The organism is Nocardioides ochotonae (assembly GCF_011420305.2).
GTDB classification, from domain to species: domain Bacteria; phylum Actinomycetota; class Actinomycetes; order Propionibacteriales; family Nocardioidaceae; genus Nocardioides; species Nocardioides ochotonae.
Genome location: NZ_CP061769.1, coordinates 894,710 through 909,936, shown reverse-complemented (window position 1 = coordinate 909,936; position 15,227 = coordinate 894,710). Strand labels below are relative to the sequence as shown.

The 15,227-nt window shown below is 72.5% G+C and carries 13 protein-coding genes; 1 reads left to right on the top strand and 12 read right to left on the bottom strand.

Going from position 1 to position 15,227, the window contains the following annotated elements:
- Nucleotides 1-20: 20 nt before the first annotated feature.
- From HBO46_RS04525 to HBO46_RS04480, 10 genes are all read right to left on the bottom strand, one after another.
- On the bottom strand, nt 21-1,370 hold the full coding sequence (locus tag HBO46_RS04525; protein WP_166140170.1) for an aldehyde dehydrogenase family protein: 1,350 nt from the start codon (nt 1,368-1,370) through the stop codon (nt 21-23).
- Nucleotides 1,371-1,432: 62 nt separating this feature from the next.
- A complete protein-coding gene (locus HBO46_RS04520; protein WP_166140171.1) occupies nt 1,433-2,152 on the bottom strand; it encodes an SDR family oxidoreductase in 720 nt (239 codons plus the stop codon).
- A gap of 5 nt (nt 2,153-2,157) precedes the next feature.
- Nucleotides 2,158-2,628, bottom strand: coding sequence for a DUF3598 family protein (locus HBO46_RS04515; protein ID WP_166140172.1), 471 nt, complete (start codon nt 2,626-2,628; stop codon nt 2,158-2,160).
- 21 nt (nt 2,629-2,649) lie between these two features.
- On the bottom strand, nt 2,650-3,675 hold the full coding sequence (locus HBO46_RS04510; protein ID WP_207950491.1) for a nitrilase-related carbon-nitrogen hydrolase: 1,026 nt from the start codon (nt 3,673-3,675) through the stop codon (nt 2,650-2,652).
- A gap of 217 nt (nt 3,676-3,892) precedes the next feature.
- Nucleotides 3,893-4,489, bottom strand: coding sequence for a cupin domain-containing protein (locus HBO46_RS04505; RefSeq protein ID WP_166140174.1), 597 nt, complete (start codon nt 4,487-4,489; stop codon nt 3,893-3,895).
- A gap of 7 nt (nt 4,490-4,496) precedes the next feature.
- On the bottom strand, nt 4,497-5,927 hold the full coding sequence (locus HBO46_RS04500; protein ID WP_166140241.1) for an FAD-dependent oxidoreductase: 1,431 nt from the start codon (nt 5,925-5,927) through the stop codon (nt 4,497-4,499).
- A 114-nt stretch (nt 5,928-6,041) separates the two neighbouring features.
- Nucleotides 6,042-7,328, bottom strand: coding sequence for a DUF4437 domain-containing protein (locus HBO46_RS04495; RefSeq protein ID WP_166140175.1), 1,287 nt, complete (start codon nt 7,326-7,328; stop codon nt 6,042-6,044).
- A 99-nt stretch (nt 7,329-7,427) separates the two neighbouring features.
- The gene (locus tag HBO46_RS04490; protein WP_166140176.1) at nt 7,428-8,390 is read right to left on the bottom strand and encodes a VOC family protein; all 963 of its coding nucleotides are present in this window, start codon (nt 8,388-8,390) and stop codon (nt 7,428-7,430) included.
- 1 nt (nt 8,391) lies between these two features.
- Entirely contained in the window at nt 8,392-9,876 is a 1,485-nt protein-coding gene (locus tag HBO46_RS04485; protein WP_166140177.1) for an FAD-dependent oxidoreductase, read from the bottom strand.
- Nucleotides 9,873-10,709 (bottom strand): VOC family protein, encoded by an 837-nt coding sequence (locus HBO46_RS04480; RefSeq protein ID WP_166140178.1) that lies wholly within the window; start codon nt 10,707-10,709, stop codon nt 9,873-9,875. The genes HBO46_RS04485 and HBO46_RS04480 overlap by 4 nt, the downstream gene beginning before the upstream one ends.
- A 171-nt stretch (nt 10,710-10,880) precedes the next feature.
- On the opposite strand from HBO46_RS04480, the gene HBO46_RS04475 reads away from it, so the two are divergent.
- Nucleotides 10,881-12,272, top strand: coding sequence for an MFS transporter (locus HBO46_RS04475; protein WP_166140179.1), 1,392 nt, complete (start codon nt 10,881-10,883; stop codon nt 12,270-12,272).
- A gap of 91 nt (nt 12,273-12,363) precedes the next feature.
- Here the strand turns inward: HBO46_RS04475 and HBO46_RS04470 are convergent, their stop codons facing one another.
- Together HBO46_RS04470 and HBO46_RS04465 are read right to left on the bottom strand one after the other, a co-directional pair.
- On the bottom strand, nt 12,364-13,959 hold the full coding sequence (locus HBO46_RS04470) for an ABC transporter substrate-binding protein (RefSeq protein ID WP_166140180.1): 1,596 nt from the start codon (nt 13,957-13,959) through the stop codon (nt 12,364-12,366).
- A gap of 288 nt (nt 13,960-14,247) precedes the next feature.
- Nucleotides 14,248-15,177 (bottom strand): hypothetical protein, encoded by a 930-nt coding sequence (locus HBO46_RS04465; RefSeq protein ID WP_166140181.1) that lies wholly within the window; start codon nt 15,175-15,177, stop codon nt 14,248-14,250.
- Nucleotides 15,178-15,227 lie beyond the last annotated feature (50 nt).

Sequence of the window (15,227 nt, the reverse complement as noted above, 5' to 3'; positions counted from 1 at the left end):
TGCGGGAGGTGGAGCGGGCCTCAGGCCTGGTACCACCACGGCTGCAGCTTCGGCTCCTCGCGGGTCAGCAGCACCCGCTGGCGCAGGAAGCGACGCACCGAGGCCGGGCCCATCCGGCTCGGGCCGAGACCGGAGAGCTTGAACGCCTGCTTCTCCCCCTCCGGGACCAGACCGGTCAGGCACACGTCGTTGATGCTGACGCCGCCGGCCTCGAGGCGGGCGGCGACGCCCTGGGCGACCTCGCGGCTGCCGAAGACGGCACCGGAGAGCCCGTAGCGGGTGTCGTTGGCCAGCGCGACCGCCTGGTCGAGGTCGTCGACGGCCATCACCGGGATCACCGGGCCGAAGGTCTCCTCGGTCATCACCGTCATCGTGTGGTCGACGCCGGACAGGACGGTGGGGCGCAGGTAGGGCCGCCCGCCGTGCTCCTCGACCTCGCCGCCGTGGCGAACGACGGCGCCGCGCTCCACCGCGTCCCGGATGTGCTCGGCGACGACCGCGGCCTGGCGGGAGTCGATGAACGGGCCCATCTCGCCGTCGGCGGGCGTGGGTACGGCGAGGCGCACGGCGGCGGCCTTGCGCACGATCAGCTCGACGAGCTCCTCGGCGACCGCGCGCTCGGCGTACACCCGCTCCAGGGACATGCACGACTGGCCGGTGTTGGCGGTGGAGCCCCACAGGATCGCCGAGCTCGCGATGTCGAGGTCGGCATCGGCCGCGACGATCACGGCGTCCTTGCCGCCCAGCTCGAGGAACGACGGCACGAACGCCTCGGCGGCCGCGACGGCCACGGCCTGGCCGGTGCGGACGCTGCCGGTGAAGCAGACGGCGTCCACGCACGACACCAGCTCCCGGCCGGCGTCCGGGCCACCCTCCACGACGACCAGCACCTCCGCCAGCGCCGGGACCGCGGCGATGCTCGCCTGGAGCGCCGGCACGAAGCCCGGCGTGACCTCGCTCGGCTTCACGACCACGGGGCACCCGGCCAGCAGCGCGGGGACCGCGTCGATGAGGGCGAGCTGGAGCGGGAAGTTCCACGGCGAGATCACGCCGACCACGCCGAGCGGCACCGGTGCGTCGGTGATCAGCACGCTGCCGTCGCTGCTGGGCCGACCCGCCGGGGCGCCGAGCAGGTCCCGGGCCCAGCCCGACTGGCGCTCGATGGAGGCCAGCACCGAGTCGATCTCCATGTCCGAGAGCGCGATCCGGCCGGTGTCGGCGACCAGGCCGGCCCGCAGCTCGGACCGGCGGGCCCGCAGCTCCTCGGCCCACTGCGCGAGCACCTCGATGCGGCCCTCCACGCCGCGCGCCACCCAGTCGGCGACCCGGGCGCGTACGTCGCTCACCGCGGTGACGATCTCGTGCTCCACTCTCGTGCTCCTCTGTCGTACGGGGGGACGGACGCCCGGGCGGGCCCCGTCGGTGGTGGTGGTCAGGGCAGGGTCGGCGGCTCGGGCAGCTGGGTGAGGTCGACCCGGCTGAGGACGGCGGCGCCGGGCATCGTCAGGACGCTCGCGACCGCCTGCGCCACGACGAGCGCCGGCAGCCGGCGTACCGACCCGCCGGTCGACAGGTCGCTCTCGACCGCCGCCGCGACCACCACGTCGGTGACCTTGACCAGGTCGGGGGCGACCTCCAGGCGCAGCGCGTCGGAGAGGCCCAGCAGGCCGAACTTCGAGGCGGTGTAGGCGGCCCCGGGCTCGTAGCCGCGCAGCCCGGCACCGGAGTTGACGTTGAGCACCTGCCCGCGGCAGCCGTCGACCGGCGCCTGGCGCCGCATCTGGGCGACCGCGGCCTGGAGGGCGTGCAGCGCCCCGGTGAGGTTCACCTCGAGGGTGGTCGCCCAGTCCTCGGCGCTGACCCCGGACGCGGTGCCGCGCCGGAACACCCCGGCGTTGTTGACCAGCGCGTCGAGCCGCCCGGAGGTGGCGACCACGTCGGCGACCACCGCGACGCAGGCCTCGGCGTCGCGCACGTCGAGGACGTGCGCCTCGGCACGGCCGCCGCCCCCGCGGATCTCGGCGACGACGGCGTCCAGCGGTTCGGCCCGTCGGCCGGCGACGTGCACCATCCACCCGAGCGCGCCGAGAAGCCGGGCGGTGGCGGCACCGAGACCGGTGCCGCCACCGGTGATGAGGATCGTCCCTGGCACCGCGCTCAGACCGGGTTCTGCTCGGCGTCCCAGCGGACCGCCTCGGCGCCCGGCACCCGGCGCTCCTCGATGATCGTGAGTTTGCTCAGCTCCCCGTTCTCGAAGTGCTGCCAGACCCGGGTCCGGTAGTCGCCGTCGGGCCGGGTGACCTCGATGATCCGCTCGTCGGGCCGGTCCTTCCACCCGAAGGAGAAGATCACCGCCTCCGCGCCGATCCGGCTGGTCTCGCCCCACATGTCGGAGTTGTGGAAGTGGACCGAGTCGCCCTCGACGGTTGCGTGGTAGTAGTGCTCGTAGGGCTCCTGGCCGGCGCGCAGGTAGGTGACCCGCTCGGTCCAGGTGGTGCCCGCCATCCGGCCCTCCTGGCGGCTGTCGAACTTCTCGACCAGGGTGCCGTCGGGTCGCAGCACCGTGTAGGTGCCCGCCCACACCCCGGCGACCTTCTCGCGCAGGATGTCGTTGATCGTGGTGCTCACGTGCCGTCTCCTCGCCTGGGGTCAGATGATGCCGCGGGCCTCGAGGCCGCGGATGACGCTCTCCTGGGTGCTGCGGAAGTGCGCGCGGTCCGGGACGCCCTCGACGGTGTTCGCCGGGTGCACGCTCACCTGCGAGTACGTCGGGGCGTAGAGCTCGAAGCGCTGGCGCGCCAGGACGTTCTCCATGGCCACCCGGCGTCGGAAGGCGCGCAGCGAGGCCAGGTCGATCTCCGCGTTGGCGGCCATCGACGGGCCCTGGACCGCCTCGGCCAGCACCAGCCCGCGGTGGTCGACGATCTTGCTGCTGCCGTCGCCGGACTGCGGGGGCAGCGCGGTGCCGTAGAGCCCGGCGGTGTTGGCCGACACGACGTACGCGCTGTTCTCGAGGGCGCGGGCCAGCTTCGCGACGTTCTTCGGCGACTGCAGGTTGCTGGCCACCTCCGAGGAGCTGTGCACGAAGATCTCCGCACCGCGCACCGCGAAGCAGCGCGCGATCTCGGGGTAGAGGATCTCCTCCGAGGCGATCGGCGCCAGCCGGCCGATCTCGGTGTCGGCGACCGGGAACAGCGCGTCCTCGCCGTAGATCTCCAGGTAGCGGTCCAGCACGTCGTGCGGGGTGACCGCCCACATCGAGTTGAGCCGGCGGTAGCGCAGCAGCAGCTCGCCGGTCGGGCCGAAGATCACACAGGCCTGGAAGTACACGTCCGGGAAGTGCTCGTCGGTCTCGTAGTTGTTGACCGCCAGGAACACCCCGGCGTCCTCGGCGATCGCCGCGAGCCGCTGGTACTCCGGCCCGTCCGGGTCCAGCGCGGCGCGCTCGGCCCACACCGGGAGGGCCTCCCCCATCGGCGGCCCGGACAGCACGTACTCCGGCAGGACCACCAGGCGCAGGTCCTGTCCGACGCTGGCCCGGGAGGCCAGCACCTCGCCGTGGATGCGGTCGACGGCGGCCAGCATCGCCGACCGCGCCGACGCGGTGTCGGGGCACGCGTTGATCGCGTGGCAGGCGGTCTGAAGGGCAAGGGCGCGGAATCGAGGAGAGCTCACGGCAGCGCCTTCGCCTCGGCGAGGAGTTCCGCGACCCGGCTCGGTCCGTTCTGGTGCATGGATTCTCCTGCGCATCGATCGGGGCACGATTCCGTAGGGCGAAACGCCTTTCCGAATCAGTGAGGGAATCCTCCCCCGGTCGTCGCGGGCTTGGGAAGAGCCAGCGGATATGTCAGGTAATTGGCCCGCCCGAGTCGGGGGCGAGCGGAGGCGCCGGTCAGCCCCAGGCGCGGACGTGCAGCGGCGCGTGGCCGGCCGGCGGCTGGGCGCCGGCCGGGAGCCAGCCCCACAGCCGCGCCTCGAGGTCGAGCACGTCGGCGTCGTGGTGCAGCGGGCCGCTCAGCCCGTCGGCCAGCACGGCGTACTCCCCCGGCACCTCGGGGGCGTCAGCGCGCAGGACGCCGCGCGCGTCCAGTGCGACCGGTTCCTGCGGCGCGGCCACCGTCGGCTCGCCGTCGACCCACTCGGGCACGCCGGAGAACCAGGCGATCACCAGGGCGCCCTCGTCGGAGCGCGTGTCGGTGCGGACGGTGCGGGGCGGCAGGTAGACGTAGTCGTCCGCCCGGTGGGTCCCGATCACCTCGATCGAGCCCTCGAGCACGACGAACTCCTCCGCGGGCAGGTAGTGCCCGGTGCCGGGGCGGCGCCACCCCGGCGGGAACCGGACCAGCGAGACGCTGGCCTTGGAGACGGGGTCGGCGTGCAGCCGGCACAGCCGGACCTGCGGCGCCGATCCCGGGATGGTGAGCTCGAGCCAGCGGTCGTCCGGGACGTCCAGGGACTGCAGCACGGGCGCGGACTCGGCTCCGGTCATGGGCCGCTCAGCCGGCCGCGAGGCGGGTGCCGAGCAGCCGCCCGAAGGTGAGCGCCGGCGTCACGAGCATCCCGCCGCAGAAGCTGTTGCCGCAGGTGGCGCCGGCGCCGATGACCTCGCCGATGGCGTACAGCCCGGGGATCGTCTCCCCGGCCTCGTCGCGGACCGCGAAGTCCGTGTCGATGTCGAGGCCCTGGAAGGTCACCAGCGTGATCGCGTGGTTGCGGATCGCGTAGAACGGGCCCTCGGCGATCGGCGCGGGCAGGTAGGTGCGGCCGAACTCCGGGTCCACCCCGTTCGCCACGGCCTCGTTGTACGCCGCGACGGTCGCCTCCAGACCGTCCGGGTCGATCCCGGCCAGCCGGGCGACCTCCGCGATCGTGGGGGCCGAGTGCAGGCCCGGACGCTTGTTGACCATGGCGCGGACCGCGTCGGGGTCCTTGCCGACGACCATCTCGTTGAGCGTGCCGGTGGACAGGCTCAGGGCCTGGTCGTCGAACACCGTCCAGAAGGTCTGGTCGGTGATGGTGGCCAGCGCCCGCTCCTTCTGGTCGATGGACTCCTCGTCCTCGGCGACCCAGCGCTTGCCGTGCACGTCGACGTAGATCTCGCGCGGCGGACGCTCGCTGGTCAGCCGCTGCCGGTCGTTCCAGTTGGCGCGGTTGGGGGCCTGCGGGTCGGGCAGGCCGCCGAAGGTCGGGAGGTAGGTGCCCTCGCCCTGAAGGCGGGCACCGACGGACATCCCGAGGTGGATGCCGTCGCCGGTGGAGGTCTTCGCGGCGGCGGAGACGAGGGGCGCACCCTCGAGCTCGAGGAAGAGCTCGGGGTCGGCGCCGTACCCGCCGGTCGCCAGGACCACGGCCGGGGCGTCGACCTCGACCTCGTCGCTGCCGCGCAGCACCGAGACTCCGATCACCCGGCCCTCGTCGTCCTGGCGCAGCTCGATGACCGGCGCCTGGGTCCACACGGTGAGGTCGTGCTCGGCGACGGTCCGGTCGAGCTCGGCGCGCAGCACCTCCAGGATCGAGAGGCCCTCGTCCTTGCCGTAGGCCGTGCGGGCGACGCTGTAGGGCTCGTGGCCGTAGACGATGCGCGGGGTCTCGGGCGCCCACGGGAAGTCGCGCTCGTGGAGCCAGTCGAGGGTCTGCGGGGAGTGCTCGGCGACGATCGTGATCAGGTCGTCGCGCGCAGTGCCGGCGCTGATCTCGCGGACGTCGGCGAGGTGCGCCTCGGGCGAGTCGACGATGCCCTTCTCGGCCTGCCGCTTGGTGCCGCCGGCCGCCATGTGGCCGCCGGTGATGAAGAGCGTGCCGCCGACCTTGGACTCCTTGTCGACGAGCAGCACCCGGGCTCCGCCCTGGGCGGCGTGGATGGCGCACGGGATCCCGGCGGTGCCGGCTCCCACGACGACGACGTCGTAGCTGGTCTCGGTGCTGATCGCTCTTCACTCCTCAGGGGCGCCTCGGTCGGAGGCGGTCTCGAACGGGTCCGCGGGGGCCAGGGCCCCGGGGTGGTGCGCCCCACGCCGTACGACGTGGGGCGCACCGGGTGATCACATGCCGTCGCCGTCCCAGCGGCCGCGCGAGCGGCTGCGAACGGGCAGCGAGGAGAGGATCGGCGCGGGGACGGGGTCGCCGTCCTTCCAGTTGACGCGGCGACCCCAGTTGTGGGCGTCCGCGGCGGTGCGCTCCTCCGGGTCCTCGGTCGCGCGACCCGACCAGCCCCAGTCGAGGTTGATGGTCTCGCGGGCCGGGGTCTCGTCGTGGCTGTGCTCGTGACCGTGCTCGTGGCTGTGCTCGCCGTCGTGGCTGTGGTCGTGGTCGTGGTCGTGACCGTGGCCGCCCTGGAGGTTGGCCGCGTCCATCGCCTTCATGATCGCGAGGATCGACGGGTCGGCGCCCATGCCCTGGTGCTTGACCGGGGTGTTGTTCTGGCCCTGGTCGATCTGGAACTGCCACGAGGCGTTCATCTGGCGCATGTCCTCGTCGGTGCGCCACGGCTCGGCCATGTCGTGCGTCGAGTGCGAGTGACGCACCGGCGTGTGCGGCTCCTCGATGACGCCGTCGGGGCTGTAGTTGACGCCGTCGCCGCCCCAGCGCACCCACTCGTTCTGGGTGTACCAGTTCTTCAGCTCGCCGTCCGAGCGCAGCAGCCAGGTGGCGCCACCCTCCATGGTGGTGAAGTGGCCGTGCTTCACCCGCGCGGGGCGGAAGAAGTAGGTGCCGAGGTCCAGGGTGCCGAAGTTGTACTCCATGTGGCCCTGGGTCGTGTAGGCCTCCTCGTAGCACGGGTGGTGTGCGAGGCGGTGGTCCGACCAGCCCTCCTGGGCGTGGACCAGGCGGGTGTAGAAGCCGGTGACCGGGTCCACGTGCAGGTACTTGATGAACAGGCCGGGCATCGGGCCGGGGTTGGGGACGGCGTCCCACTTCATCGCCTCGGAGTCGATGACGATGACGTCCTCGCGGGCGTCGTCCCAGGCCTTGGCGCTCGCCAGGGAGTCGACCGCGTCGAAGCCGGCGTCGCCGTACTCGCGGTAGTGCAGGAGCTTGGTGCCCTCGGCGATCTTGAGGTAGTCGACCGGCACGCCCTTGGGGGCGTAGACGTAGCCGCCCTTGCCGATCTTGCGACCGCCGTAGTCGATCTCGCCCTCGAGGACGTAGTACTCGGTGTTCGCGTGGTGGATGCCGGCGCTGCGACCCCACTCGGTGTGGAAGTCGACGCGCAGCGAGGACGAGCCGTCCTCCTCGTCCACCGAGAGGCGGCGCTCGCTCGCGCGGCCCTCGGCGCCCGGCAGCTCGGCCGCGTGCCAGACGTAGTCGTCTTCCTGGATCAGTTCCACGTGCGGTCGCAAGACGCGCCTCTTCTCTCTCGATGGATGTGGGTCAAACGTGTGCTGCGCTGCTCGACGGCTCTCGGACGCGCGCCCCGGACACGCGCGTCAGCCGGAGATCTCGACGAAGGTCACCGGGAGTCCGTTGGGGGTGTCCACGAACGCCACCGGCCTTCCGCCGAAGAGGACCGACGGTCCAGCTTGGTTTCTAGTACAGACTGTACCGCCTAACTGCTCCACACGGAACAGTGTTTCTTCGAGGTTTTTCACCTTGAACAGCCAGCCGGTGTGACCCAGGTGCCGCCCGGTCCGCTGCTGCGCGCGGAGGTCGGTGCCGAGGGTCCGGTTCTCGAGGCGGGTGACCTCCAGACGCGCCGTGGTCGGCCCGGCGAGGAAGCTCAGCCGCATGACCGAGCCCGCGGGGAGCAGCGCCATCTCGTCGAGGCCGGGGTGGGTGAAGGACACGTCGTACCAGCTCTGCAGGCCGAGGCCGTCGGGTCCCCAGAAGGCGGTCTCCGCCTCGAAGTCGGGCACGTGGCACACCACCGAGGTGAGCTCGGTGTAGTGCCGGTCGGGCTCGGCGTCCCAGGCCGCGGTGCCGCGGGCCTGGGCCGGCTCGACGAAGACGATGTCGGTGCCCTCGGGGGCCAGCAGGAACCCCTGCGTCACCGAGACCAGCTTGTCCCCCAGCGGCACGGCCCAGGTCGCCGGCGGCGTCCGCCACTGCTGGCCGGCGGCGGCCAGCGTCGCGTGGCTGACCTCGATGTCGCGGGTGTACATGTTGATCGCGACCAGGCCGGTGTCGGCCTGGAGCGGGTGCGCGGGGGCCTCCTGCTCCGGGACCTGGACGAGGACCAGTCGGCCGTGCTGGGCGCCGGCGGCGTTGAGCACGGTGAGCGGCAGGTCGCCGATGCCCTCGCCCCAGAGCGCGGCGGCCTCGGCGGCGGGGAGCACGCCCTCCTCCACGACCTCCCAGCCGAGCTGGCCGACGTAGAGGTCGAGCTGGGCGGCGAGGTCGTTGACCCCGAGGAATGCGGCGTCGACGCCGCCGATGATGAGGGACTCGCCCATGTCAGCTCTCCTTCTCGGTGCCGGCGCCGGCCAGCTGGCGACCCAGCAGTCGGCCCAATGTCATGGCGGGGGTGATGCTCATGCCACCCACGTAGTTGTCCCCGGCGAACTTGTTGTTGCCGAGCACCTCGCCCACCGCGTGCAGGCCCTCGATGACCTGCCCCGCGGTGTCGAGCACCCGCAGCGAGGTGTCGACCGCCAGCCCGTCGCGCGACAGGATCGAGGATGCGACGGTGGTGATGGCGTAGTACGGCGCCTGCTCCAGGCGCCGCGGCAGGGTGGTCCGGCCGAGGGCGTCGCTGCCGGTGTCGACCGCCTCGTTGTACGACGCGACGCTCGCGGCCAACGCGTCCGCGTCGATCTCGAGCAGCGCGGCCAGCTCGGCGAGCGAGTCGGCGCGGGTCACCCACGGGCTGGTGCGGCACGCCTCGGCGAAGCGCTCGGGCGTCCACTCGTCAGCGGGGTTGCGGATCAGGCTGACCGGCGCGTGCGCGACGACGCCGGCGTCGAAGACGACGTGCATGGTGTTGCCGGGCTGGCGGATGAGCGCGCGCTCGCGGTGCTCGGGACTCGTGGTGTCCTCGGCGACGAAGCGGTGGCCGTCGCGGTTGACCCAGATCTCGTGGGGCGCGCGGTAGGCCGGGGCCATCTCGACGAACGCCTCGCGGTAGTCGACCGCGTGCTGCGGGCGAGCGGGGTCGGGGATCAGCCCCATCACCGGCAGGAAGATGCCGTCGGCCGAGACCGCGGCGCCGAGGGCCTCGGCGGCGAGCAGTCCGTCACCGGTGGCGTGGTCGAGGCAGCCGACGAGCACGTCGCGGCACCCCTGCGGCAGGAAGCGGTTGCGCAGCTCGATGTTGGCGTCGTAGCCACCGGTGGCCAGCACGACGGCGTCGCCGGCCAGGGACTCCGCCCGGCCGTCGTGCTCCACCTCGACCCCGACCACCCGGTCGCCCTCGCGCAGCAGTCCGGTCATCGTGGTGGCCAGGTGCAGCCGGATCCGCCCGGCGGCGATCTGCTCCTCGAGCAGCCGCTGCAGGACGATGATGACCGAGCGCCCGTGCTCGACACCCCAGTAGGTGCGCGGGACGTCGTACACCTCGTGGCCGTGGATCAGCCCGGGGCAGTCGGGGTGGAACTCGAAGCCGAGGTCGTCGAGCCAGTCGACGGTCTCGCCCTGGTGGCGCACCGAGAGCGCGGCGAGGTCGCGGTCGATGCGGCCGTGGGAGATCCGCTCGACCTCCTCGAGGTGGCGCTGCGGGCTGTCCTCGATGCCGTGCTCGCGCTGGCGCCGGCTGCCCGCGCCGGAGAACTCGCCGTTCGCGATGTGCAGCATGCCGCCGATGCCGGCCTGCTTCTCGACCAGGTGGACCTGCGCGCCGTGCTCGGCGGCGGTGATGGCGGTCGTGAGGCCGGCGCCGCCGGTCCCGACCACGACCACGACCGGGGGGTTCGGCACGGGGCTCATCGAACTCATCGCGCTCATCGCGCGCCTTCGGCGACGAGCTCGATCTCGACGCCGACGGGTCCGCGCAGGACGCCGTCGCCGACGTCCTCGGCGCCGACCGCGAGCAGCGCGTCGCGGGTGGCCGCGGGGTCGTCCGCGACCAGGACGAGGCGACGGATGCCGACCGGGTCGGTGCTGCGGTCACGGGTCGGGACGCCGGTGAAGGACATGATCTCCAGGCGGGCCGGCTGGTGCTCGGGGCCGACCATGAAGGCGAGGCGCAGCGCGGCGTCGGCCGGCATGCCGACGAGCTCGTCGAAGGGGGCTCCCGACATCTCACCGTCGAAGAGGGTGCTGAAGCCGGCGACCTCGAAGAAGGCCACGGCGGCCTCGTGGTCGGCGACGACCAGCACGGCCGTGTGCAGCTCGGAGTGGCGCCGGACGGAGTCCGCGTCGTACGCCGCGCTGGGGCGGTGCGCACCGGTCACGGCCAGCGGGATCGTCCACCAGACGCCGTCCGGGCCCCGTCCGACCAGCTCGGAGAGGCTCGCCTCGCCGTACGGGTAGGTCACCGGGCGGCGCGGGGCTCCCCCGGCGCGGGCCATCGCGGCGGCCGTGGCGTCGAGGTCGCGCGAGTAGATCCCGAGCAGCCGGGCGCCGAGGTCCCAGACCTCCGGGCTCGTGGCGTCCGCGGGCGCACCCTGCGCCGGCACCAGCCGCAGCCGGCCGGCCGGGGCACCGGGGACGCCGAGCAGCACCGAGCCGTCGACCTCCTCGAGCACCTCGAGGTCGAAGGCCTCGCGGTGGAAGCGGGTGGCGGCAGCGACGTCGGCGCTGGCGACCACCACCTCCTGCAGGTACTGAAGGCTCATCGTCTTCCCCTCTCGACGGCCGATCGTCCGTAGCGGACCAGACCGTTCATGTGTTCCACTAGCGGAAACATTGTTTCACTGAGCGTAATCAGCGAGGCCTGCCGCGTCAACGGCCAACCCCCCTCCTTCGTCGCTCGCCAGCCACGCCCCGCTCGAGGAACCGGAGATCTCGTGAGCACTGCCGTCCCCCGCCCGACCGGCATCCCGGCGACGACGGGCCGGCACCGCCCACCGCTCGTGGTGGCGCTGATGTGCGCGATCGGCATGGGCTGCGTGATGTTCGACCAGACCTCGCTGGTGGTCGCCGCGCCGACGATCGGCGCCGACCTCGGCGCCGGGATCAGCGGCCTGCAGTGGCTGACCGCGATCTTCCCGCTGGTCGCCGCGAGCGCGATGCCGATCAGCGGGCTGCTCGGCGAGCGCTTCGGCGCTCGGACCACGCTGCGCGCCGGGCTGCTGGTGTTCGCCACCGGCGCCACGATCGCCGCGCTCGCCCCGAACCTCGCGGCGCTGCTCGCGGCGCGCGTCGTCCAGGGCGTGGGCGCGGCGCTGGTGCTGCCCAACGGCCCCACCCTGCTCGGCGGCAACGTCGACCTGGCCCACCGCGCGCGCAGCGTCAGCCACTGGATGATGGCCAGCTCCACCGGGCTGCTCCTCGGCCCGCTCCTCGGCGGCACCCTGGCCGAGGCCTACGGGTGGCGCGCCACGTTCGCCGCGGTCGTCCCGGCGGCGCTCCTCGCCGTCGTGGTGACCGGGCGCCTGGACAACACCGCGCGGCGCGAGGCCGGGCGCCTCGACCTGGCCGGCCTGGCGACGGCCTGCGCGACGCTCGCGCTGCTGTCCTGGGCCCTGATCGCGACCGGCCGCGGGACCGCCGGCGCGGGACCGCTGCTCGCGGCGTACGCCGGCACCGCCGTGCTGGTCTGGGTCTTCGTGCGGGTGGAGCGCCGTGCCGAGCGTCCGGTGCTCGACCTCGCGCTCTTCGCCTCCCCGCGCATCCGCGCTGTCCTGCTCGCCTGCCTGGGCTACAACGCCGTCATCAACGGGGCGGCGTTCTTGTTGTCGGTGCATCTCCAGGACACCCGCGGACTCAGCGTGACCGCCGCCGGCCTGCTGCTGCTGGTCGCGAACGCCGGCATGCCGATCGCCGGCCTGCTGGTCAACGTGCTGCGCCCGTTCCTCTCCTCCCCGACCCTGATGGGCGGGAGCCTGCTGGTCCTGGCCGCGGCGTACCTGGCGATGGCGCTGGGCGGCGACCTTCCGGTCGGGGCCCTGGTGGTGCCGCTGGTGCTCATCGGGATCGGCTGCGGCGTGCTGTACTCCCTCGACACCAGCGCACTGCTGGACGCGGCGCAGGGCCATCAGAGCGCCCCCGCGATGGCCTCGGTGGCGCTGATGCGCCAGATCGGCACGGTGCTGGGCATCGCCGCCCTCGCCTCGGCCGGCCAGGTCGCCGTCTCGGCCGGCGTCACCGAGGACGGCGAGCTGGTCGCATTCCTGCTCTCGGCTCTCGTCCTGACGGCCCTGGGCGTCTGGCTGCGCCGCCGACTGCTCGCCGCCTGAGCCCTCCGTCATGCGGGGGCCACGGCCCACATGAGGAACGGCGCCGGCCGGGGGCACTCCCCCGACCGGCGCCGACCCGACGCCTGCTGCCTTACGTGACGTCACGCAGCGTGTTGAGCCACAGCAGCGCCGACGGCTCGTAGCCGACCAGCTGCTTGGACCAGGCCTGGCTGCTCTGGGAGACCACGAGCTGGATGTTGCCCTGGGTCTCCACGTCGCGCTGCTGCACGGCACGCCATGCCTCGGCCTGCGCCTCCTCGCCCTGCGCGGTCAGCGCCACGTCGAGGAGGTCGTCCATCTCTGCGTCGGCGAACTTCGCGAAGTTGTTCGCGGCCTGGGAGTTCAGCCCGCCGTTGACGTAGTCGGGCGCGAAGCCCGTCGAGGTCGAGGCCGGCGCGTCGAACAGGATCAGGTCGTAGTCGCCCGAGACCAGGTTGGCGTAGAAGCCCGCGACGTCCTGGGACTCCACGGTCGACTCGATCCCCAGGTCCTTGAGGTTGGACTGCAGGATGGTCGCCGCACTGGTCACCTGCGGGTCGTTGACCGCGATGATGTTGAACTTGCGGTCCAGCTCCACCCCGGAGGCGGCGAGGTGCTCCTTGGCCTTCGCCAGGTCCGGCTCGGCGCCGAACGCCAGCCCGAGGTCCTCGTCGTGGTGGAGCGTCCCGTAGGTCAGGTAGGTGCTGTTGGGGCGACCGGCGCCGCTGTAGACCTGGTCGACGATGCGCTGGCGGTCCACGGCGTACGCGATCGCGAGGCGGAAGTCGGTGTTGGACGTCGGCCGGTCGGCCTTCATCGAGGGGTAGGCGAAGAGCCGGGAGACGTTCGACTCCACCGTCACCGCGTTCGCGTTGCGCTTGGTGACGAGCTCGACCTGGTCGGTGGGCAGGTCGGGCACGATGTGGGAGTCGCCGTTGGTCAGCCGCGCGATCCGCGAGGCGTCCTCGGGGACCACCTTGAAGGTGATCGTCTCGAACTTCATCGGCTCGCCGTAGTAGTCCTCGTTGCGCTCCAGCGTCAGCGCGTCGCCGCGCTTGAGCGAGGCCAGCGCGTAGGGCCCACTGCCGTTGCCGGTGGTCGCGTACGTCGCGTTCGGCTTGTAGTCGTCCTCGTCGGAGATGATCGGGAGCATCGCGAGCTTGCCGTCCAGGTAGGCGTAGGGCTCGCTGAGCTTCAGCACCACCGTGTCGTCACCCTGGGCGGTGGCCGACTCGACGTAGCTCATGGCGGCCAGCCAGACCGCGCCGTTCTCCGGGTCCTTGGCCTGCTCGATGGTGTGGACCACGTCCGCGGCGGTCAGCGCGGAGCCGTCGTGGAAGGTGACCCCCTCGCGCAGCTTGACCGTCCAGGTGAGCCGATCCTTGCTCACCTCGGGCAGCTCGGCGGCGAGGTCGGGAGCGAGGGTGCCGTCCTCGTTCCACTGCAGCAGGCTGCTGTACACCAGGCGGTAGTAGCGCTGCGCCTCCGCGGTGTTGCGGTAGAACGGGTCCAGCGAGTCCGGCTCGGCGAGGACGTCGACGACCAGATCCTTGATCGTCGTGCTGTCCGGGGCCTCGCTGGAGCAACCGGATCCGCCACCGCAGGCCGTCAGCACGCCGAGACCGAGTACGGCGACGGCGGCGGTGCCGAGGCGGAGACGGCCGGTCGGACGAGCGGCGGACTGCGGGGTGCGCCGATTGAAGAACATGTGAGCTCCATTCTGCTTCTCACGCATGGAAGAACCGGTCCGTCCCCGGAGGCGGGCCCAGGCGTTCCGCTGATCGAAACGCTTTTTCTCGTTGCGGAATGATGCAAAGGTAAGTGGGGTCGACCACACCGGTCAAGGGTGGCGGGCCGAACGTCCACAACCGCGCGAGAACCGACCGGCGCGCCGGGGTGCACCCTGTCGGAACGGTGTTACACGAAAAGGTGCCGGCGTTACGGGAAGATTGCGTACCACGCCTCCGAGCTGGCGGCGGCCGCCGCGCCGGCGAGGTCAGCAGGTCTCGACGAGGAGGAGCGGGACGCCCGGCGGCAGCTCGAGCACGCACGCACGGGTGGCACCGAACGGCGCGAGGTCCAGCGGCACGACCGGCCCGGCGGCCTCGCCCGCGGCGGCGCGGACCGCGTCGAGGTCGGTGGTGCCCAGGACCGCGCCGAGAAGGCCGCGGCGCGGGGCGACTGCGCGCCCCCGCAGGCTCGCGGCGGCGGTGGCCGGCAGCCCGTAGTCGACCAGGTTGAGGTACGGCTGGTTGCGCGCCGGACCGACCATCCGGGCGTGGACGGTGAGCTCCTCGTCGGTGCCGAGCAGCTCGCTGAACGAGGCGTCACGGAAGGTGAGCTCGTAGACGACGTCCCAGCCGAGCACCCGGGCGAGGAACTCGAGGGTCTCGGTCGCGTCGCTGAGCGGCAGCGAGATGCTGACGACCTCGCTCACCCGCCGGTCCGAGACCTGGACGAAGTCGGCGAAGAAGTCCGCCGGAGCACCGAGCACCGCGGCGACGACGTGGTCGGGCAGGCGCAGGTGGGCCTCGCGGAACCCGGCGTCCTCCCCCTCGTACTCCGCCTCGGAGCCCTCGACCTCACAGCCCGCGGCGCGGGCGTGCGCGACCGCGGCGGGGAAGTCCGGCGCGTGGAAGTCGACCACGCGCAGCACGTCGCGGTGGATCCAGGTCCCGGGGTCGCGCACCGTCTCCGCCGAGCGCGGCCCGAAGTCGGCGAGCAGCACGCCCGCCGGGACCCCGGCGGTCTGCAGGGCGACGAGGTCCGCGGTGTCGACGCCGGCGCCGAAGAGCGCCCGGGCGTCGGCGCCGGGCAGCTGCGTCCGGCCCGCCTCGACCAGGTCGAACACCTCGCCGAAGGTCCGTTGGTGGGCCGCCAGGTCGGCGGTGGAGATCAGGGGCCCGAAGAGGTAGGTGTCCGCCACGGCTGGGAGTGTAACCACGTTCCACATCCCGCAACAGCGCGTCCTAGATC

Coding starts and splice junctions, on each gene's coding strand:
- HBO46_RS04505 (WP_166140174.1), bottom strand. CDS start 4,489: ATGACCGGAGCCGAGTCCGCGCCCGTGCTGCAGTCCCTGGACGTCCCG.
- HBO46_RS04490 (WP_166140176.1), bottom strand. CDS start 8,390: ATGGGCGAGTCCCTCATCATCGGCGGCGTCGACGCCGCATTCCTCGGG.
- HBO46_RS04485 (WP_166140177.1), bottom strand. CDS start 9,876: ATGAGCGCGATGAGTTCGATGAGCCCCGTGCCGAACCCCCCGGTCGTG.
- HBO46_RS04480 (WP_166140178.1), bottom strand. CDS start 10,709: ATGAGCCTTCAGTACCTGCAGGAGGTGGTGGTCGCCAGCGCCGACGTC.
- HBO46_RS04470 (WP_166140180.1), bottom strand. CDS start 13,959: ATGTTCTTCAATCGGCGCACCCCGCAGTCCGCCGCTCGTCCGACCGGC.